We start from the raw sequence: 19,457 nt of genomic DNA on the forward strand, positions 1-19,457 counted from the left end.
GCTCAGAAGAACGTCAGAGTATTAATTCTAATCCAAGTAGTTTCCGGCGCTCGTAAAGTATTCTGATATCTAGGCGTCAGAGTTGGATCGCCGTTCCTCGAAATGAAAATCCTGGGAGCTTAATTTGACTCGCAAGCGCATTCTGATTGTTGGTGCCGGACCTACGGGGCTTACCCTCGCGATCCTACTTCGTCTTCGCGGCTTTGATCCGATTGTCGTCGAACGCCGTGAAAGCTTGACCAGCTTCCCGGCGGCGCATGTTATCAATACCCGCTCCCAGGAAATTCTAGCGGAAATGGGGCTCGCCCAGATCGTACACGATCGGGGCGATCCTTCCGCCTTGAGCAGCCTTGTTGCGTGGGTCGAAAGCATGGCGGGGCGGGAATATGGTATCCTGCCTATCCAGGTGCCGACCAGCGACGAGCGCGGACCACTAAGCGCTTTTTGCGCGGTCAATATGCCTCAAAATCACTTTGAACAGCTATTGTATCAAGAGCTAAATAAACTTGGCGGATCAGTCCGGTTTGGCGAAGAAGTTACCGGCATCGACAATTTAGACACGGGCGCTGTCGTGACGACTCAAACATTTGGTGGCTATAGCCAGACCACAATCGAGGCCGATTGGGTTATCGGTTGCGACGGAGCGGGGAGCGTGGTGCGAAGATCGCTTGGTATCGACATGGTTGGGCCGCGTACTATCGCTCGCTTTATGACGATCTATTTTCGAGCAGATCTGGATCGTCTGCGCTTGGGCCGCCAAGGCTTGCTCTATTGGATTGGTGGTAAGGACTCTCGGGGGGTCTTCATCTGCTTCGACAAAGAAGGGCGAACTTGGGCGATGCTCGTCCCGATCGGTGAGGCTTCATTAGAAACATTCGGGGAGGAAGCTGCGCGTAACATCGTCCGGAAAGCGATCGGAAGTGAAGAGGTTCCTGTCGAGCTTCAGGGGCTTAGCAGCTGGAACATGAGTGCGCAGGTAGCAACCAGCTACCGACGGGGGGATGTCCTACTTGCAGGCGATGCCTGTCACCGCTTCCCGCCTACGGGCGGCTTGGGAATGAACACCGGGATTCAAGATGCTCACAACCTGGCTTGGAAGCTATCAGCAGTCATTAAGGGACAAGCCCCAGAGACGCTTCTCGATACATATGAACAGGAACGTCGACCGGTCGCTCAGCGAAACACCGATCAGAGCGTGCATAACCTGCAGAAGATGGGCATGATCGACGAGGCCCTTGGCATTCAGACTTTAGCGCCGGTCAGCCACCAAGCAGGAGAAGGCCCAATAACGCCTTACCCACCCGAAAAGTTGGGGATCGACGGCGGGTCCCAAGCGGCTGTCGCTAGACGGGCGTTGGTGCAAGGCGCCATCGACGAGCAGGCGGAGCATTTCGCCCAAGGAGCCGGTATCGATCTTGGCTTCTCCTACGATGCAGGTGCTTTCATCCCAGATGGATCTGCGCCGCCATCAAATAATCCCTGCCATTATCGTCCAGATGCGCATCCTGGAGCGCGATTGCCTTTTGCATCTGTGGATGGGAGCCATGCGCAGTCCACGCTCGCGGCAGTTCGTCGTGACGGGATCACGTTGTTTGTGAATGGACTTCTATGGTCCGATGTCGTCAATCAAGTTTCCAACGAGACGGGCATTCCTATCTATGCTGTCGTTCTCGATACAAACCGCTTCGGCCCGTCTTGCACAAATTTATTGGGCATCAATCCTGGCGGCGCGGTTGCCGTGAGGCCTGATGGTCACGTTTTGTGGCGATCGCGCGACCTGCCGTCCGACCCCCATACTGCGCTACATCGCGCCGTTCGGGTCGGTCACGGTTGGTCCCTGCAGAACGACGGCCAGAATGATAAGACGCGGCTGAAGGAGACTTTGTAGGATGACTACGACCGATGACGATCTGAGCTATCTATCAATTTCGCAGATTCAGCATGGCTTTTCCGCCGGTTCGCTGACCTCCCTAGTCCTTACGCGAGCATTTCTAGCTCGGATCGCAGCGCATGACGAGCACCTTAGATGCTTCGTTCGGGTCATGGCGGAAAGCGCTCTGGCCGAGGCGAAACAAGCTGACGTCGAGCGGGAGTGCGGGTTTGCCCGCGGACCGCTGCACGGCATTCCAGTAGCGATCAAGGATTTGATCGAAACGAAGGGCGTGGTGACCACGTCGGGAATGCCGATCCGCGCGGATTATGTACCGGACGAAGATGCGGCGGTAGTTAAACGGCTTCGCAACGCCGGCGCCGTAATTCTCGGCAAGCTGGCGATGACCGAAGGCGCAACGCTTTTTCACCATCCGTCGATCGCGGTTCCTCGCAACCCATGGAATCCCGATCATGACCCCGGATTCTCATCCAGTGGGACCGGGGTTGCCGTATCGGCTGGTTTTTGCGTCGCGGCGCTGGGATCCGACACGGGTGGTTCGATCCGCATACCTTCGGCTTACAACGGCATCACAGGTTTGAAGCCGACTTGGGGTCGTGTGAGCCGCCACGGCAGTTTCCCTCTCGTGGAATGTCTCGACACGATCGGCCCTATGGCGAGATCGGCGGAAGCGGCGGCAACCATACTTCGCTATATCGCAGGGCCTGACCCACTTGACCCCTCAGCCGAGAAGGTTGGCGTTCCAGATTACCTCGCTACCATCCGACAAGGCGTCAGCGGAGTGACGATTGGTGTGGATTGGAATGCTATTGAAGGCGATTGCTCCGCCGATGTGGTTCGAAATCTCCGGCATGTCGCGCATACACTTTCCGAAGAGGGCGCGAGATTTCGTTGTGTAACTTTGCCGGCAGCCGACCTCCCACTCATGATGACGGTCGCCGCCGCTGGCGCTGCAGAGGTGCATCGCGCATCCTATAAATCGCGATCGGCAGAATATGGACCTTCCATAAGACCGCTTTTGGATCAGGGATTGAGCGCATCTGGAACAGACGTGGCAACAGCGATCAATTCGATAAATATATATCGCGCTCAGTTACGGGCGTTGTTTACAGAAGTCGATCTGGTTTTGGCACCATCCATGACGACCACAGCGCCGCCGATCGGACTGATTGAGACCGAAACTATGGCCGATCTGAACGCGCTGCTTCGACGCACGGCCTACACCATGCCGTTCAATGCATCGGGGAGCCCGACCATCACCTTTCCAACTGGCTTTGCAGAGGGTCTCCCAACCTCTGCCCAAATTATCGCGCCCCATTTTGATGAAGCGCTGTTATTTCGTGCTGCGCACAGCTTCCAATCGAGAACAGATTGGCATCTTCGTCGTCCTCCGATGTACCACGGCGCAGGTTTAAAAGAACAACCGAGGGCAACTTAAACATTCCGCTTTGAAGTTCGGCGCCAATCGATTTTGGGCATGGTCATAACCACTGTTTATTCCAGCAGTTGAAAACCAATCCCCACAGGCGGCGATCAACACGTTTAGAGAGGGCAATAATATGACGACTGAAACTGTGGATCGGACGCACCCGGGCAGCACAATGGTCAGTCCTAGCAAGCTCGCGCATTTTGTCGTGCGTACCAGTCGGTACGCTGAGATGCTTGCATGGTATAAATATGTACTGAATGCAAAACCGGCCTTTGAAAACGAGTCGTTGGCCTTTCTCTCATATGACGACGAACATCATCGCGTCGCGATCCTCAATGTTCCACAACTCGGTGAGCAGCCAGAGGGGATTGCAGGCATTCATCACGTAGCGTTCACTTACGACAATTTCATAGACCTGTTGGAAAATTACGAGCGGCTGGCAGAGCGCGGAATCAAACCGATCTATTCAATCAATCACGGTCCAACGACATCCCTCTATTACGTCGATCCCGATCAGAACCAGCTAGAGTTTCAGGTCGAGAATTTTGCGACTAGCGAGGAATCAGGAATGTTTTTTTTCTCACCAGCCTTTGCCGAGAACCCAATCGGCGTCGAAATCGATCCAGCCGACTTGCTTGTAAGGTTGCGCGCGGGTGAATCGGCGGAAGAGCTGAAGCGACGGGCGGACGTCGGTAGCCGCGACCTTTCTGATGTGAAGCTGCGTTAAGGAAATGGCCGCCATTGATTTGGACGCCCGCATCGCAATCACCGATGCAATTCACCTCTATTATCACTTTGTCGACTCGGGGCAGGCCTCAAAGGTCGCGCGGCTTTTCGCGGCCGACGCAAAACTGACCTTTGGCAAGGGATCGCCTAAACCCGGCACGATTGAAGGCGCAGCGATTGCGGACGCGATGCGAGATAGAGAGGCCCAGACGGCGGCCTTCACACGGCACGCGGTGACCAATATCGTACTCGATGGGGTCAATGCGGATACAGTTTCGGCCAGCCACATGCTGATCCTCTTTCGTTCCGACGATTCAAGCCGCTCCACGTTACCGACCTTTGTTGCGGATGTCGAAGATTGCTGGGTACTTGATGGCGACGCGTGGGCTATCGCCGATCGATTGATCTCACCACGCTTTGCAGCCTGACGCCATACGACCGAGAGATGAAGCCAATGAAAATACTTTCTTATGTGTATGGAGGTAGCGAGGCTCTTGGAATCATGACCGATGGGATCATCCCAATTGCCCGTCACCTGCCTGAAGCTCCAGCAGACATGATTGCGCTCATCGCGGATTGGCCCAATTGGTCCGATGAAATCGCCTCGCTTGCCTGCGGGCCCGCAGAGATTGCGCTCGATACAGTCCGCCTCCTGCCGCCAATTAGGCGACCAGGGAAAATTTGCTGCATCGGCCTCAACTATGCGGACCATGTTGCCGAATCGAACATGGACTCGCCCTCGGACCAGCTCTGGTTTTCCAAGCCTGCGACTGCGGTGATAGGCCCGAACGATAACATTCGTTTGCCGCGAGTCTCTGAACAGCTCGACTATGAGGCTGAGCTTGTGGTCGTGATCGGCAAGGTGTGCCGCTATGCCAACACTGAAGAGGCGCGCGCCGCGATCTTCGGCTATTGCGTCGGGAACGATGTAAGTGTCCGTGACTGGCAATTCCGGACGTCGCAGTTCATGCTTGGCAAATCCTTTGACAGTCACGCCCCGCACGGACCGTGCATCGCGACCGCTAATGAGATCGACGTTTCCAACCTTCATATTCAGTGCCGTGTTAATGGAGAGACACGGCAGTCCTCAAATACACAGCAGCTGATCTTCGACCCGATCGAGCAGATTCAGCATCTCTCGCAGGTTATGACCCTCGAGCCGGGCGACCTCCTTTTTACCGGTACGCCGAGCGGGGTCGGGGCTGGCTTCAAGCCTCCCCGCTGGCTGCGCGAAGGCGATGTCGTCGAAACAGAAATCTCGGGGATCGGAGCCATGTCGAACCGGGTGATCGCGGACTGAATGTTGGATAGCCGAGAGCTGATTGCTGGAAGCGCAACATTCTGTAATTCGTCAGATCGGAAATCACGGCGGCGATTAGCGCCCTTAATGGGACATTCGCGACAGTCTGCTTCGTTGCGCTCCCTTAAAGGAAGCTGCCGTTCCTCATGCGCGGGACGATTGATAACTGGTCTCGCGACAACGGCGATGATCGGCGTTGACGACAAGTCGCAGACGCTTGTCAGCTTGCCGAGCGACTATAAACGCGACATTCTATTTTCGAAGGAATGCTACTAATGTACTCGACCGCAAGCAGCGGAAATGACGGTCTGGTCGGCCAGAATAGTAGCGGTTTGCAAGCGCTGACGCTTACATCTAAGACGCTGGAGGTAGTTCCCGACTGCCACGTAAGCGAACACCTCTTCATATGATCTTGATATCTGGCTTAGGAAACTGATGCGGCGCGCTACGATGCGACCCGATAGGTAACGACTGCGCGTTCACATGGCCTGACGCGTACTCACGCGTCCTCAATTTCGGCTAATTCAATCGCCTTAACGACAGGCGGCATCAAGACTGATGCCAATGTACCCAGCTTGCTTCGTACTGCGCTCGCTATACTCGGGTCGGCCGCGATCTGGGTGAGCGCTGCGTTCTCGTATTCGCTCCTGTTTTTAAATCGCAGGCCCGTTGCCAGCCTGGTCAAAATCTGCGTGCGCCGAATGGGGTACCGTCGCACGATACCTGCCAAATCTTTCGCTTCGATGAGCGCACTCAGGCGAGCGGCTTCCGCTGGATAGGGCGAGTCTATGGTTATGTTCAGCGGAGCGTCGCCGTTGGCGACCAGCGCATGGCGATCTGGAGCGCAAGAGATGATCGCTTGGCGCACATGCTGCGCGCTAACCATCCCTGCCAGCAATTTGATGTCGGCCTCTTTAAGGCTTTCCAACGCTTTAATTTTTGCGTTTTCGAGCAAGGCCGTTGGATTAGCTTCACTACCCAAAACCTGCCTCACCGCGATCGCGGCCATCACTTCGTCGCTGTAATACAAGCTTTCTACGGAATAGGCTGGTAACGCGTAAATATTGCTGTCGGCTAACGAAGCAATCTTTTCAGCCGTCTGGCTGTCGTTATCGACTAGCCCATAGGCATCGATATGATGTAGGGCTTCCACCATCCTGAGACCCGCGACCGCTTTTTGAACTTCTACGCAGTTATTACGCGAGCGGACTGACACCTCGGGGAAAAGAATTTCGTATAGCGGCTGATCCAGGCTACTTTGAACTCCCTCAACGAACAAAATTCTGCGGCGCGATCCGAGTATATCGATACGAATATCTTCAGGCACTTCTTCAATCGATGGCAACAGGTTCGCGTCCCAGCCAACGACGGTGCCCGCCTCCGTCCAAATGCAGCCGCGCACGAGCAGTGCTTGCGCATTTTCAATCTCAGTTGGCAAAGAGAGCTCATGTGTGCTGATTATAAATGCACAGTCCTGACGCTCACTCATAAGCGATACTAACAGCGGTACCACAATTGAACGATGTAAATGAAGTTCGGGTTCGTCGATGAGGAATACGGAGCCCGGTTTAGCCGAAATCACTTCAGCGGCAAGAATCATCGCAGATCTCTCACCGTCCGACATTTTCACGATACCGTAAGGATTAGAGGCGCTCCGCGTCGCCATCATCTCGCCAGTTACCATTTTGAGGCGGATCGGCAAGTTACCCTGCTCAAAAAGCTGATTGGCCTTCTCCAGCGGAGAATCTCGCAGCATTAGGCGGTCGATGGCAGACGATTCTCGACCATGCAATTTGATATCGGCGGTCGCATCGAGGCTATACTGTGCCTCCTTTGCTTGAAGGTCGAACACTGCCTTTTCGTTTCGATTGGTTCCGGAAACAGGCCGATAGCGCGTCTCAAGTTGTCGATCCCAATGGTCGCGATTTTGATCATACTGGCGGCGGGCCGCGGCGGTCATCGTCAGACCTTCTTGATCGAAGTAGGCTGGCCGCGAACCCGGCAAGTAGACAACGTCAGGTGCCATTTCGCTCACCAAACGATGGACAAGCGCCGACTTGCCTGTGCCGTTGCGCCCGAGAATGAAGGTCGGCCTACCGATCGCAACAGGCAATGTTCCCTCAATGCCAGGAACTGCGATCTCTTTTAAAATAGCAGGACCTTCGGTATTTTCGTTAGCGTCTTCGTTGTCCGTCATTGTTACGCCCCGCCGAAAGCCGTGAAATTGTCACCAACGCCCGATTTGGTGGCTCAGCGTGATACTGGCAAGAGGAGTTTGAACCGTTCTGGGTGCCCATGCCAAAGGGCTCCAGCTGATCTGCCTCATCGGTTGTCCTGAGTCAGCACGAAGTCAAATGAGGTGGACAATTGTGACAATATGTTCAGTCCTTCATCTCCAAGAAACGAGAGAAACGTACGATGGCGTTTGGGATCGCTAATTGACCAGTCTACACGGGTGCGGGCGCTTGCCGAACGTCCGAGTTGAACGCCCATGAGTAGGTTCCGTCAGGACCAGAGATTTAACCCAACTGATGAGATTGATCGCCATTGGTCGCTAGCCGTCAGAAACCGGACCGTCCGAATCCGGGAAACGAAAATCCGGCCATGAACGTCGTAGAAGGGTCGACATCGGTAGACCGCAGCTGGGACAAAGCTGCCGATCGCTGCCGCCGGCAAGAACGACCGGTAGCGCCAATACCGGCCATCCTTGAAGTGCCATGTCGTCCTATATTCGCTGGACCGTGTTCGACAAAGGTGGTGTGCGCTCGAAGCGAAGTTGGTGGGTGTTCTGCTCGATCTGCGCGAGCGCGCGAACAGCGATGTGGTTGCCGAAGCGGTGAAGCCAGTACCACCGGGTGAAAGGCGTCAATCAAACCTGCGGCGCTGAACCCCGATCAATTGTTGGCTGCCGCAGCGACATGAACACGACTGCCGCGGTCGCGAGCGTTACAGTGGCGAGGCAAACGGTCAGCGCGCTGAATGCGTGAGTGTAGCCTGTGAGCAGTATCGGCAGCGGGACTTGAGGTGCGAGCGCCGACGCGCCATCCAGGTCGCCCGTAGCAAGCCGCAGCGTGATCGCCGACGAGTTACCCGGCTGCGGAATGAGGTCTGACACCTGCGATTGTGCCAGGCCGTTCAGCAGTGCCGTTACCAGCGCTAAAGCAATGCCCTCTCCTGCCACGCGAACGGTTCCAAAGATGCCCGCCGCCATGCCGGCACGTTCCTTAGGCACAACGCTGACCGCAAGACCGTCCATCAATCCCCACGGGAAGCTGATGCCCACGCCGATGACAAGGAGAGTTGGCGCGGTCGCGGCAATGCCTGCACCGATCGGGACTTGGCCTAGCCAGAAGACTCCGGCGCTGGCGACTACGAGGCCAAGACCGCACAGTATCGCAGGGGACAGCCAACGGGTCAGCGATCCCGCAAGAAGCGGCAGGATCAGTAAGGGCGCTGACATTGCGAGCATCGTTCGGCCGGCTTCCGAGGCGGTCATCCCATCGATGCCAACGAGGCGGATTGGCAGCAGGATAAGAAGCACGACGAAGCCGTAGGCGGGCGCGGCGGCAAGAATTTGTACGCCTACAAATTGCCGATAGCGAAACAAGCTCAGGTCGAGCATGGGGCGAGCAACGCGACGTTCAATCACAATGAACATGGCCAGAAGCGCAACCGATAATCCAAACAAAATCAGCACAATCGGGTGGGACCAGCCGCGGTCTGGCCCGTCAAGGATCGCCGCCGTCAACGCAGCAAGCGCCAGCGTGAAGCTGAAGCATCCCGGCCAGTCGACCGCTGTGGCGTCAGGGTCCTTCGTCTCCACGATCGAAAACATGCCAATGATGAAAGCGAGTAGATCGAAACCGACAACCACCGCGAAGATGCTTCGCCAGCCGAACGCCTCGAATAGATAGCCGGAGGCGATCGGCGCGACTGACAGGCCGATTCCGAAGCTTGCTCCCACAAAACTGAACGCCCGCATTCGTCCGGGCCCATCGAACTCCTGTGCGAGAACGGCCATCCCAGCGGACATCGCAGCAGCGGCGGTGACGCCCTCTGATGCGCGGATCAGGTTGAAACTGGTCATGTCCGGCACGAGGGCGAGCATTAGCGACAGGATAGCGAACCCGCCAGTTCCGATCGCGAATACCAGCTTGCGACCATATCGATCGGCCAGCGTGCCGGCCGCAAGAAGCAGGCTTCCAAAGGCCAGCAAATAGGCGTTGGTGGCCCAGCTGATCGAAACCGGCGAGCCGCCAAGCGCCATGCCGATGCTCGGCAGGGCCACAGTTGGCCCCGTAAACGCCAGCGGCATTGACGCTGAGGCGAGGCACACAGCCACAAGCACAGCCATCGAACGCAACCTTGAATTTTCGTTTGTCATGATGGTTTCCTGGATGTCTGGCGGGCACCGAAGTTCGGTGCAGACATGTAATCCGCCGTGGATCTTTCATTTGAACTGGCTACGCCGCCAGTGCCTATGGTGCGGCCAAAGGCCGAGACCCCCACGATGATTGGATTTTGCAATTTTTTAGTGCTTGATAAATATCCCAACGCACGTCTTACGCAAGGAGTTTTTTAGTGCGCGATAAAGAATCTGGCCGGTCAGGTCGACCTCGGTCCTTTGATGTCGATGCAGCCCTTGAATTAGGGCAGCGACTCTTTCATGAGCGCGGCTATGACGGGGTATCCCTCGCAGATCTGACGCATGCGCTGGGCATCGCTGCTCCGAGCTTCTACGCCGCTTTCGATAGCAAGGCGGCGTTCTTTCAAAAGATCCTAGGTCGTCACGCCAGCGCTACGCCCCCGTTCGATGAGTTCTTGATTGAGGGGCACCCCATCGCCACTGCAATTGAACAGTTCCTGGTCGCGCGTGCCGTCACATATAGCGAGCAGGCTCTGGCAAAGGGCTGCCTGGTGTTGGAAGCCACACACAACTGCAGCGACCCTAGTGCGTTATCCGCCGCCGAACAGATTGCCGAAGACGGCCGTCTGCATATGCGCGACCTTCTAGCCAAGTCGCGACCGGATTTGTCAGAGCCCATCAGCGATCTGGTAGCCTCCATGATGCACGGGCTGTCGGCACTCGCACGTCAGGGGTGGTCAACTGACCGTTTGGTCGCGGCCGCAAGAAATTCGGCTCTTTCGGTTCGAGCGATGGTTGAGAACGCGAAGCCCGGCGCGCCGGGCGGAAGTGCGGCTACCTGAAGCCAGTACAGGACCACGCTGGCCGACGGCAGCTGATGACCTTCGCACTGGCAATGGCTAACGCGCCTAGTCGGCCTGTTGCGAACGCCAGATTTCGAGCGTGTCGATGACCTGGTGAAAACTGACGATCTTGCCATCGGCAACACGGACGACATGCATGTACTGTGCGTCAAATGGCTTTCCGGTCGCAGCCATGATGCCCTTCGATCGGCCTACGGCAACCACAACATCGCCGGCGTCGATCAGCTCGGTCGGTCCGGCCACATAATCATGAAACTCATTGGCGATCCGACCAAACACGCCGTCCACGACCGCAGCGGGAGTCAGGTAAGGATTGCGGTCGCCTAACAGAAAGTTCTCGGATTCCCTCCAGTCGAGATCATCGCTCAAAGTCGCTACGACGTCTTCGATGTTACCTTCCACGAAACTGTCGTAGAACTTCTTGACGATGGCGATGCCAGTTTGCTCAGTCATGATGCACTCCATGAATAAATGGTTCGGTATCCAGATATTGGATTGTAGCTCTGAGCCCGGATGACCCGACAACTGCTCCTGAAGAGCCGCGGTCTGCCACTACACCCACCTGCCGATATCAGACGGTGCGGATCGTTCCGCCGTCGATGACGAACTCAGCGCCGTGAATGGCGGCCGCCCGGTCGGCGGACAAATAGGCGATAAGGTCGGCCACCTCCTGGGGCTCGGCTCCGCGGCCGATTGAAATCCCGCCCAGCGCATCGAGCACGAAGTGACGCGCGTCCTCGATCGTGCCGCCATTGGCTGCTTGAAGCATGGCGAGAAAATCTCCCGTGGCTTCCGTCATGATCCAGCCAGGCGAGACAGCGTTGACGCGTACGCCTTTTGGCCCGAGCTCCTTCGAGATCGATTTGCTGTAGGTCCGAAGCGCAGCCTTTGCGGCGGCATAGCCGGTCGTGGATTCCGGCAGCGGCAGAACGGACTGGATCGAGGTGACGTGCACGACCACGCCCTTGCCTCGTTCGAGCATCTGCGGGATCAGCAAGCGGTCGAGCCTAACGGTCGCCAGCAGGTTGAGGTTCAACTCAGCAAGCCAATGCGCGTCCGTCAGCGCGACAAAGCCGCCGGCAGGAGAAGCCGAACCCCCGACGACGTGCGCCAGGATATCGATCCCACCCAACTTCTCCACAGCCGCCGTGGCAAGTGCTTCGCCGCCTTCGGGCGTGGTCAGGTCCGCCTGGACATATCCGACGCCCTCGATCGTATCCTTGATAGCCCTTGCGGCCGTGATGACCTGCGCACCGCCAGCAAGAAAGCGCTCGACGGTCGCGCGGCCCAGTCCTTTGGTGCCACCGCTCACGAGCACGCGCTTGCCGGCAAACTCAGTGGGATCAGCTTTGATGCTCATAGCGTGATCTCCAGCGTCTTGATGGCGTCGTTTGCGAGCGTAAAGCGGTAGGTGAAGCGGAGCGGGCTGCCCGGAAAGTCGCCGTGCGCGGGACCTTCCACCACGACGTCGTTGCCCTCTTCCCGCACGGCATCGGGCATGAAGATCGCCTTCACCGGGATAACCTCATCCTCGAGCAGATGGCGGATCGCCGCACGTCCCTCGAACCGCTTTCCGTTATCGATGACGACGGCGTCGTGCTGAAAGGGCCTTATCAGGCCGTCGATATCGAGGCGGGCATTTGCCTCGACATAGTCGGCGATTGGTTTGGGTAGATCAATGCTCATCGTCATCTCCTCAGCGGTGACGACGCAGATTTAGCGATGGACATTCCGCCTGATAATCAAGACAAATCGCCATAGCGTGTCACGGAAATCGGGATAATGAGTCGCCATTCGCTGATCGAGCTGGAGGCAGTGCTTGCCATCGTGCGGTGCGGTTCGTTCCGGGCGGCGGCCCTCGACCTTAATCTGTCGACAACGGCCATCAGCAACGCGGTGGGCAAGCTCGAACGCGAGCTTGCCGTGCGGCTGTTCAATCGCACCACGCGTAGCGTCTCACTCACACATGCCGGGCGGATTTTCGTTGCGCAGATCAAGCCAGCGCTCGAAGACATCCAAAAGGCGATGAACACCGCGCGCGCGCAGCAGGAGGTGCCGTCGGGAACGTTGCGCATCAACGCCTTCGCGACGGCAGCGCGCGAGATCATGGCGCCGCTCGTGCTGGCCTATCTGCAGCGTTACCCGCAGGTGCACATCGACCTCGTTACAGAAGGGCGGTTGGTCGACGTCGTCGCCGCAGGCTTCGATCTGGGGGTGCGCAGCTCGGACTTTGTGCCGAGCGATGCGATTGCCATCTCGCTCGGTCAGGTAAGGCGCATGGCGGTCGCAGCGTCACCCGCGTTCTTTGAAAGCCGGAAGATACCCCAAGTCCCGCAGGAGCTGCTTGGCTACCCCTGTTTGCGGATCAGGCTCCCCAATGGGGCCTTATTCCAATGGCGCTTCGAGAAGGACGGCGAGGAGCTACAGATCGACGTCGAGGGACCGATCACGCTCGACGAGGCCTCCCTCTCGCGGATCGCAGCGACGAATGGCGTCGGGATCGGATATTTCATGGAAGCCGATGTTCGCGAGGATATCGTTGCGGGCCGGCTCGTGCGTATCCTCGAAGACTGGACGCCGCCGCTTGCGCCACTGTGCCTCTATTACTCCAACCGGCGCAATTCCTCGGCCGCTTTCCAAGCCTTTATCGCGCTTGCCCGCGACTTTGCCGCCGGGCGGCTTTCGCCGTCCTGAGCCGGACGGCTAAGCCCTTGTGCGCCGATCGCTCGGTACCGCCCGGTGGCGGTCAGTACCGCGCAGCGAGAGCAGCAAACGTTCGCCGGCCTGCCCGCAAGGCCCTGCGCCTGCTGCACCAAGCGCAGGGCCTCGCTCAACATTACAAACGGTGTTTCGCCACCAGTATGTCGCCGGCTCGTTCGCCGACCACGACGCATGGCGCTTGGGTGTTGCCGGTGGTGATCCTGGGGAAGATCGATGCATCGGCGACCCTGAGCCTCTCGAGGCCGTGGACCGCGAGCGATCCATCCACCACCGACAAGTCGTCGCTCCCCATCCGCGCCGTGCCGCACTGATGCCAGTAGGTGACCGCCGCGTCGCGGATGAACCGATCATCTAGGGCGGCCCCCGCCCCAGGTATGACCTCTCGTTTCACGTAAGGCGAAAAGGCCGCCCCGTTTCCGATGTTTCGACACAAGCGTACACAGGCACGCGCTGCTTCCAGATCACGCGGGTCGGACAGCATGTTGGGATCGACCAGCGGCGCCTTGTGTGGATCGGGCGATCGTAACCGGACCTCGCCACGGCTGTGCGGCTGGGCCAGGCCGGCGAACATCGTCCAGCCGTGCTCCGGCACGCCCAACGCCGCGGTTCGCTCGCTGGGGACCGGGAACTCGACCTGACAGAAAAGCAGATCGGGCGCCTCGAGCTCCGGACGGCTCTTCCAGTACAACGTGGCTTCACTGCCGCTAGCCTGCGGAGCGATGGGTTCACGATACTCCCAGGTGCAGCCGAATGATACGTGATCCTGCAGGCCCAGACCCACGCCGGGCAGGTGGCGCGCCACAGGGATGCCGTGATCAGCAAGGTGCCGGTGATCGCCGACGCCAGACAGCATCAGCAGCTTCGGGGTGTTGATCGCGCCCGTGGACAGGATCACTTCCGAGCCGGCGCCGATGGTCAGGATCTTGCCGCCGCGCTCGACCTCCACGCCGGTCGCCCGCGAGCCATCGAGCAGCACCCGTCGAACCAGCGTGTCGGTTGCGACCGTCAGGTTCGGCCGACCGAGGATCGGGTGGAGATAGGCGCGGTAGATCGAATGCCGCCGCCCGTCGCGGACCAGCATGTCGGTGATAGCGACGCCACCCGCTCCCTCCATCATGCGTCCGTTGGGGCTGTCGAACCGCGGGATGGCGAGCGCCTCAGCTGCGTCCAACAGGGCACCCGCAATCGGGCTCGGGTCTCGTGCCGGCTGCACCCAGACCGGCCCGGCCGTGCCGCGATACTGTGGATCGGGCACACCCTGCCAGTTCTCGATGCGCCGATAGATGTCGAGCACCCGCTCATATCCCCACGCAGCGTCATCCGCATGCTTGGCGAAATGGTCCCAGTCGGCGCGGTGTCCCCTGGCCCAGACCATGACGTTGATACTCGATCCGCCGCCCAGCCCGCGCCCCATCGACATGGGGAGCGTTCGACCGCCCAAATGCGGATTTGGTTCTGCCTGGAACCCCCAGTCGCGCTCGGTTCCCAGATTGCTGGGCCACTGGGCCGGGTTCAGGACTGCCTCGTGCTCGTCGCTGCCGCCGGCCTCGATGAGGAGGACGGACACATCAGGGTTATCGGACAGGCGCCGGGCGATCACCGACCCTGCGGCACCGGCGCCGCAGACGATGAATTCATAGACCGGCTTCAGATGTTCTTCGCGATCCCGGCGGGCGCGCGTTGTCAGTGCCCCGAGGACATCGGAGGTGGTGTTCATCGAATTGGACCTTTCTGAATGCGGGTCATCAAGCCGCGGAAGCGAACCTCAGCGCGGGGTCGAGCCCGCCTGGTGGGCCGCTTCGTCGATCACATCGGAGACGACCTTAGGCTGAGTGAAGAAGAGCGCGTGGCTTGCCGCGACAGTGGTGACCTTCGCCCCGATGCGCTTGGCCATGCTCTGCAGCATCCGCTGATCAAACGCCTTGTCGTCGGTTGCGATGACAGCCCAGCTCGGCTTGGTCCGCCAGGCGGCATGCTGCAGCTTGACCTCAAAGCTCGCCATGTTGATCGGCGCTTGCGACGCGTTCAGAAAGTCGGCGTCAGCCTTGGTCGCATCCGCAGCGAAACCCGCGGCGAAGCTGTCGGACTTCACATAGCCGAAACCGTCCTTGGTCGTCTCGATCACGAACTCCGGCGGCGTCGTATAGCCCTGATACTGCTGCGCGGTCGTCTCGCCCACGTCTGGAGACAGGGCGGAGACGTAGACCAGGCCACGCACCCGTGGATGATCCCCGGCCTCGGTGATGACGGTGCCGCCCCAGCTGTGCCCCACCAGTATGGCCGGCCCATCCTGCCGGTCCAGCGCACGCCGCGTAGCGGCTACGTCGTCTTCGAATGAGGTAAGCGGGTTCTGCACGATTGTGACGCGGTAGCCGCGCGCGCTCAGGGTGTCGTAAACTTTGCGCCAACCCGACCCGTCGGCGAATGCCCCGTGGACAAGGACCACGTTCCTAGTCGCAGCCGGCTTGACGGCCGGGGCCGTTGCCTGGGCAAGTGCTGCTGGCGGTGTCAGCGTGAGCGCTGACGCGGAAAGGATCAAGGCCGTCACGAGCGACTTCATCGTACATCTCCTTAACAACGGCGATAACTGTTATCGCGATATGTGTTATCTAGTTGCGATTCGGCGGCCTGTCCACCATAAAGTTTATCGCGATATCTTTTTGTGGAATTTACTCGATGCCGAAGACCGAAAATCCACCCGTGCCGCTCGACGAGCAGCTTTGCTTTGCGATCTACTCCGCCGGGATCGCGATCCAACGAGCGTACAAGCCGCTTCTCGATGCGCTCGGCCTGACCTACCCGCAGTATCTTGTTCTGAATGTCCTCTGGCGCGAAGCTGATCAGACGGTCGGCGCCATCGCACACCAGCTTGCGCTCGAATCGAGCACGCTGACACCACTCCTCAAGCGCCTTGAGGTAGCCGGCTTGATCCGGCGCGCCCGGAATCCCGAGAATGAGCGGCAGGTAATCGTGTCGGTCACCGACAAAGGCACCGCGCTTCGCTCGAGGGCGGGTTGTCTTGGCGATACGCTCCTGATCGCATCCGGCGAAACACCTGCCGCGCTAGGCAGGCTCAATCGTCAGATGGCCGAACTGCGAGATGCGGTTTACGCCCATATTGGCGGTTGGGAGGCGCCGGAGTTACATTGATGCGATCACCCACGGTTCGGCGAGTTGATCAGCGCAGAGGTATTGCCCGCCGTCGGCCTGCGTCCCGAACGCGTCGGGCGAGCGCGCCGAGCTCCTTTCGGGCCGGCAGCGCCGATCCTCCTCGGTAGGAGGGGCCGTTCGCTCGCGTTGGCAGGAGCCACGAAGCGCCGGCGACGCATAAATTGATGTAGAAAGGCACTCTCAGGGTCGCCTTTGGATCGAGCGATGCCACCGACGTCGCACGAGCCCTCAGGTCGGCCCGTTGAAGGCTGATCTTGGGACTTACCTGCCATTCGCCAGAGTTATGGCGAATGACAGCTTTTGCCGTAATCTGCCATGAGGATCCGCAACCTGCAGTCATGCGGCATTTGGTCTCCTTGAGCTACGTCCCATGCGATGTCCCGGGCCGGACGTTAGGGCAGGAAGCGGGATGAACCCTCGCTCGTCGCCACCTTGGCGTCCGCCGTGAGTTGCTGATTTGAGCCGCTTGAACAGGTCACGGTGGACGACGGTCCCTCCATGCATGTCGGTCGTGACACTCATGACTTGGAACGATGTGCCATCAACAACATTATGTGTCCGATAGCAGGGCAAAATATATGATCTCCGTGTTGATAGTCGAAGACGAGATTTTTATCGCTATGGAGATCGAGCGCATTTTAGAGGATGCCGGGTATAACGTCGTCGCGATCGCTACGGACCAATCCGAAGCGCTATCGTCCGCGCAAAATGCTCAGTTGGCATTCGTCGATGTTAATCTGCGCGACGGCCCTATCGGACCACGGATTGCGCACGAGCTTGCCTCGCAACATGGCACGCGGGTCGTTTACGTCACGGCTAATCCATCTCAGATCGGCGAGCTTGCGCCCGACGCAATTGGTTGCATCCAAAAGCCCTTTACCGCGGATGCTATATTAGCCGCCGCTGCCAGGGATCGCACCTATGACCGAGTATGAGGCCGTCATCCGCGTTTAAGCGCTGATACCGGGGCGCGTTGCAGCGAGGAGCAGGGCACCGTCAGTTCCACCCGCAGCCCATCTGGATTCCACTCTCGCGAGATCGATCCGCCCAATTGTCGGACAGCGCTGAGTTCAATCAGTTGGGTGCCGAATCCTGAATTTTCCGGCTGCGAAACCGTCGGTCCGCCGACCTCTTGCCATTCCAGCTTAGCGAACTGTTTGGTTGAGCGGCATTTCAAATGGACCTGCCCGTCGGGCAGAGACAGTGACCCGTATTTGGCAGCGTTAGTTGCAAGCTCATGAAAGACCAGTGCCAGGGGCGTGGCCGAACGATCATCAATGGTGACGTCTTCGCCATCAATAGTGACCCGTTCGACATAGGTCTCCAGGAGCTCGCCCAGCATGCCCAAAAGGCTGTTCTGGCCTACGACCGGGCGCGAGTGTTCGCTGTGCGGTCTAACAAAATCATGCGCGCGGCCGAGCGCCATTATGCGATCACGCAAATCATCTGCCACGCTTCGGACTTCGGGATGATGCCGTGTCGAAAAACTGATCAAACCGGTGATGACCGAGAAGATATTCTTGATCCGGTGACTAAGCTCCTGCGCAATCACCTCGCGCTGCACCTGGATCATCTTCTGCTCATGGATATCGGTGCAGGTACCAAACCATCGTGTGATCGCGCCACTGTCGTCACGGATCGGAAGTGCGCGGCCAAGGGTCCAACGATACTCGCCTTGCGCATTGCGGAGCCGGTACTCAATCTCGTAGGGCTCGCCGCTCTCGAGCGAATGTCTCCATACCGACCACGCTCGCTCCTGGTCTTCGGGATGGAACATGCCATTCCACCCTTCGCCATCGGTCGATCCCGGCTCAACACCCGTATATTCATACCAGCGGGCGTTGTAGTAATCGTGGAAGCCGTCGGGTCGTGTTGACCAGACCATTTGTGGCATTGCATCTGCAAGCACGCGGAATTTCGCTTCACGCTCATTGATCTCTCGGTCGCTGCGACGGCTCGATCGCCGGGACGTCAGAAACAACATAACGTGCGAAGCGAGCAGGTTGAGCCCTTGCCGCTGTTCCGACGTCAAATCCGCGCGGGGTTGGTTGTCTATGACGCAGAGCGCGCCCAGTTTTATGCCATCCTCGGATACCAAAGGAGCACCGGCGTAGAAACGAATATAGGGATCGCCTGTCACCAAAGGATTATGGGCAAAACGCGGATCGTGCGTCGCATCGGGAACGATCATGATATCGTTACCAAACATCGCGAAGGCACAGAAAGACTGCTCACGTGGTGTCTCGCGCACTGTCAGCCCAGTCCGCGCAGGAAACCACTGCCGCTTGTCCTCGACAAAACTTACCAAAGCTACTGGCGTATCACAGAGTGTTGAAGCAAAATCGGTGATCGACTTGAGCGTTTTATCGTTCTCCAGTAATAGTAATTCGAAACTCTGCATGTCTTGCAATGCCTACCGATAAGATGAATTTTCTACAGCGAAATCCTCTAATCATGCCGGTCAAATCAGAGTTCGATTACGCCGGCGAATTAATTGGAGGGAGAGCCGCTTCTGAAAAGGATTTCTGGGATTGCTGCGCCAGCAGCAATCCCAAGATAGATTTAAATCTTATCGCCGAGCGCGCCCTTGACGCTGCCCTTTACGTCCTGACCCGTCCCCTTGAGCTTTTGCGCCGCGCCTTCTGCAACAAGCTTGTCATTATCGGTCGCTTTGCCGATGGCTTCCTTGGCACTGCCAACAGCCTTGTTACCGGCAGCGCTCAATTTATCGGTAAGTTCACCCATATTTGCCTCCTTGCATGCTTTCCGCTCAATGCGGCAACCGGAAAACTCAAGCGGCTGGACGCCGGTTCCCGATCGCGAAGGCGGTAAGAGACGCCGACGATGGTCTATATGCGAAGTGGTCATATTCGCAGCCTCTTCTGGTCCAACTTCTCAGTCGAGAATGGCGCCCGCTGTCCAAACCAAGGAGGGAATGGCGTTCGTGTTCCGTTCCAGCTATATTGGAGTTGCCGCCCGCCCGGCGACGA

At 58.3% G+C, this 19,457-nt stretch carries 18 protein-coding genes; 9 read left to right on the plus strand and 9 right to left on the minus strand.

What is annotated here, in order from left to right; genetic code table 11:
* Positions 1-124: 124 nt before the first annotated feature.
* From BHQ40_RS08815 to BHQ40_RS08835, 5 genes are all read left to right on the plus strand, one after another.
* Positions 125-1,888 (plus strand): FAD-dependent monooxygenase, encoded by a 1,764-nt coding sequence (locus tag BHQ40_RS08815; protein WP_070154956.1) that lies wholly within the window; start codon positions 125-127, stop codon positions 1,886-1,888.
* 1 nt (position 1,889) lies between these two features.
* Positions 1,890-3,329 carry an amidase gene (locus BHQ40_RS24985; RefSeq protein WP_083276799.1) on the plus strand — a complete coding sequence of 480 codons (1,440 nt, stop codon included), beginning with the start codon at positions 1,890-1,892 and terminating at the stop codon, positions 3,327-3,329.
* 121 nt (positions 3,330-3,450) lie between these two features.
* A complete protein-coding gene (locus tag BHQ40_RS08825; protein ID WP_216094866.1) occupies positions 3,451-4,047 on the plus strand; it encodes a VOC family protein in 597 nt (198 codons plus the stop codon).
* A gap of 4 nt (positions 4,048-4,051) precedes the next feature.
* A complete protein-coding gene (locus BHQ40_RS08830) occupies positions 4,052-4,474 on the plus strand; it encodes a nuclear transport factor 2 family protein (protein ID WP_070154960.1) in 423 nt (140 codons plus the stop codon).
* Positions 4,475-4,548: 74 nt separating this feature from the next.
* The gene (locus BHQ40_RS08835) at positions 4,549-5,346 is read left to right on the plus strand and encodes a fumarylacetoacetate hydrolase family protein (RefSeq protein ID WP_253183299.1); all 798 of its coding nucleotides are present in this window, start codon (positions 4,549-4,551) and stop codon (positions 5,344-5,346) included.
* Between the two features lie 499 nt (positions 5,347-5,845).
* Here the strand turns inward: BHQ40_RS08835 and BHQ40_RS08840 are convergent, their stop codons facing one another.
* Both BHQ40_RS08840 and BHQ40_RS08845 read right to left on the minus strand, forming a co-directional pair.
* The gene (locus tag BHQ40_RS08840) at positions 5,846-7,543 is read right to left on the minus strand and encodes an AAA family ATPase (protein ID WP_083276800.1); all 1,698 of its coding nucleotides are present in this window, start codon (positions 7,541-7,543) and stop codon (positions 5,846-5,848) included.
* A 672-nt stretch (positions 7,544-8,215) separates the two neighbouring features.
* Complete coding sequence (locus tag BHQ40_RS08845; protein WP_216094867.1) at positions 8,216-9,730, minus strand: MFS transporter; 1,515 nt, start codon at positions 9,728-9,730, stop codon at positions 8,216-8,218.
* A 197-nt stretch (positions 9,731-9,927) separates the two neighbouring features.
* Here BHQ40_RS08845 and BHQ40_RS08850 point away from each other — a divergent pair, with 197 nt between their 5' ends.
* A complete protein-coding gene (locus BHQ40_RS08850) occupies positions 9,928-10,554 on the plus strand; it encodes a TetR/AcrR family transcriptional regulator (protein ID WP_070154964.1) in 627 nt (208 codons plus the stop codon).
* A 66-nt stretch (positions 10,555-10,620) separates the two neighbouring features.
* Here BHQ40_RS08850 and BHQ40_RS08855 read toward each other — a convergent pair whose 3' ends face one another.
* The 3 genes from BHQ40_RS08855 to BHQ40_RS08865 form a co-directional block, all read right to left on the minus strand.
* Complete coding sequence (locus BHQ40_RS08855; protein WP_070154966.1) at positions 10,621-11,028, minus strand: nuclear transport factor 2 family protein; 408 nt, start codon at positions 11,026-11,028, stop codon at positions 10,621-10,623.
* 118 nt (positions 11,029-11,146) lie between these two features.
* Complete coding sequence (locus tag BHQ40_RS08860) at positions 11,147-11,935, minus strand: SDR family oxidoreductase (RefSeq protein ID WP_070154968.1); 789 nt, start codon at positions 11,933-11,935, stop codon at positions 11,147-11,149.
* Entirely contained in the window at positions 11,932-12,261 is a 330-nt protein-coding gene (locus BHQ40_RS08865; RefSeq protein WP_070154969.1) for a nuclear transport factor 2 family protein, read from the minus strand. Before BHQ40_RS08865 ends, BHQ40_RS08860 begins: the two co-directional genes overlap by 4 nt.
* Before the next feature lie 96 nt (positions 12,262-12,357).
* Here BHQ40_RS08865 and BHQ40_RS08870 point away from each other — a divergent pair, with 96 nt between their 5' ends.
* On the plus strand, positions 12,358-13,269 hold the full coding sequence (locus BHQ40_RS08870; protein ID WP_070154971.1) for a LysR family transcriptional regulator: 912 nt from the start codon (positions 12,358-12,360) through the stop codon (positions 13,267-13,269).
* 142 nt (positions 13,270-13,411) lie between these two features.
* Here the strand turns inward: BHQ40_RS08870 and BHQ40_RS08875 are convergent, their stop codons facing one another.
* Both BHQ40_RS08875 and BHQ40_RS08880 read right to left on the minus strand, forming a co-directional pair.
* Positions 13,412-15,013: a GMC family oxidoreductase gene (locus BHQ40_RS08875; protein WP_083276803.1), complete on the minus strand. Its 1,602-nt coding sequence runs from the start codon at positions 15,011-15,013 to the stop codon at positions 13,412-13,414.
* Positions 15,014-15,061: 48 nt separating this feature from the next.
* Complete coding sequence (locus BHQ40_RS08880; RefSeq protein ID WP_070154973.1) at positions 15,062-15,856, minus strand: alpha/beta fold hydrolase; 795 nt, start codon at positions 15,854-15,856, stop codon at positions 15,062-15,064.
* A gap of 116 nt (positions 15,857-15,972) precedes the next feature.
* On the opposite strand from BHQ40_RS08880, the gene BHQ40_RS08885 reads away from it, so the two are divergent.
* Together BHQ40_RS08885 and BHQ40_RS08890 are read left to right on the plus strand one after the other, a co-directional pair.
* Positions 15,973-16,446, plus strand: a complete 474-nt coding sequence (locus BHQ40_RS08885) for a MarR family winged helix-turn-helix transcriptional regulator (protein WP_070154975.1) — start codon at positions 15,973-15,975, stop codon at positions 16,444-16,446.
* 599 nt (positions 16,447-17,045) lie between these two features.
* Positions 17,046-17,402, plus strand: coding sequence for a response regulator (locus BHQ40_RS08890; protein WP_083276804.1), 357 nt, complete (start codon positions 17,046-17,048; stop codon positions 17,400-17,402).
* Positions 17,403-17,407: 5 nt separating this feature from the next.
* Here BHQ40_RS08890 and BHQ40_RS08895 read toward each other — a convergent pair whose 3' ends face one another.
* Together BHQ40_RS08895 and BHQ40_RS08900 are read right to left on the minus strand one after the other, a co-directional pair.
* Positions 17,408-18,868: a PAS domain-containing protein gene (locus BHQ40_RS08895; RefSeq protein WP_070154979.1), complete on the minus strand. Its 1,461-nt coding sequence runs from the start codon at positions 18,866-18,868 to the stop codon at positions 17,408-17,410.
* Positions 18,869-19,029: 161 nt separating this feature from the next.
* Positions 19,030-19,212, minus strand: coding sequence for a CsbD family protein (locus BHQ40_RS08900; protein ID WP_070154981.1), 183 nt, complete (start codon positions 19,210-19,212; stop codon positions 19,030-19,032).
* Between the last annotated feature and the right edge of the window lie 245 nt (positions 19,213-19,457).

It is taken from the genome of Sphingobium phenoxybenzoativorans (assembly GCF_001757355.1).
Taxonomy (GTDB): domain Bacteria; phylum Pseudomonadota; class Alphaproteobacteria; order Sphingomonadales; family Sphingomonadaceae; genus Sphingobium; species Sphingobium phenoxybenzoativorans.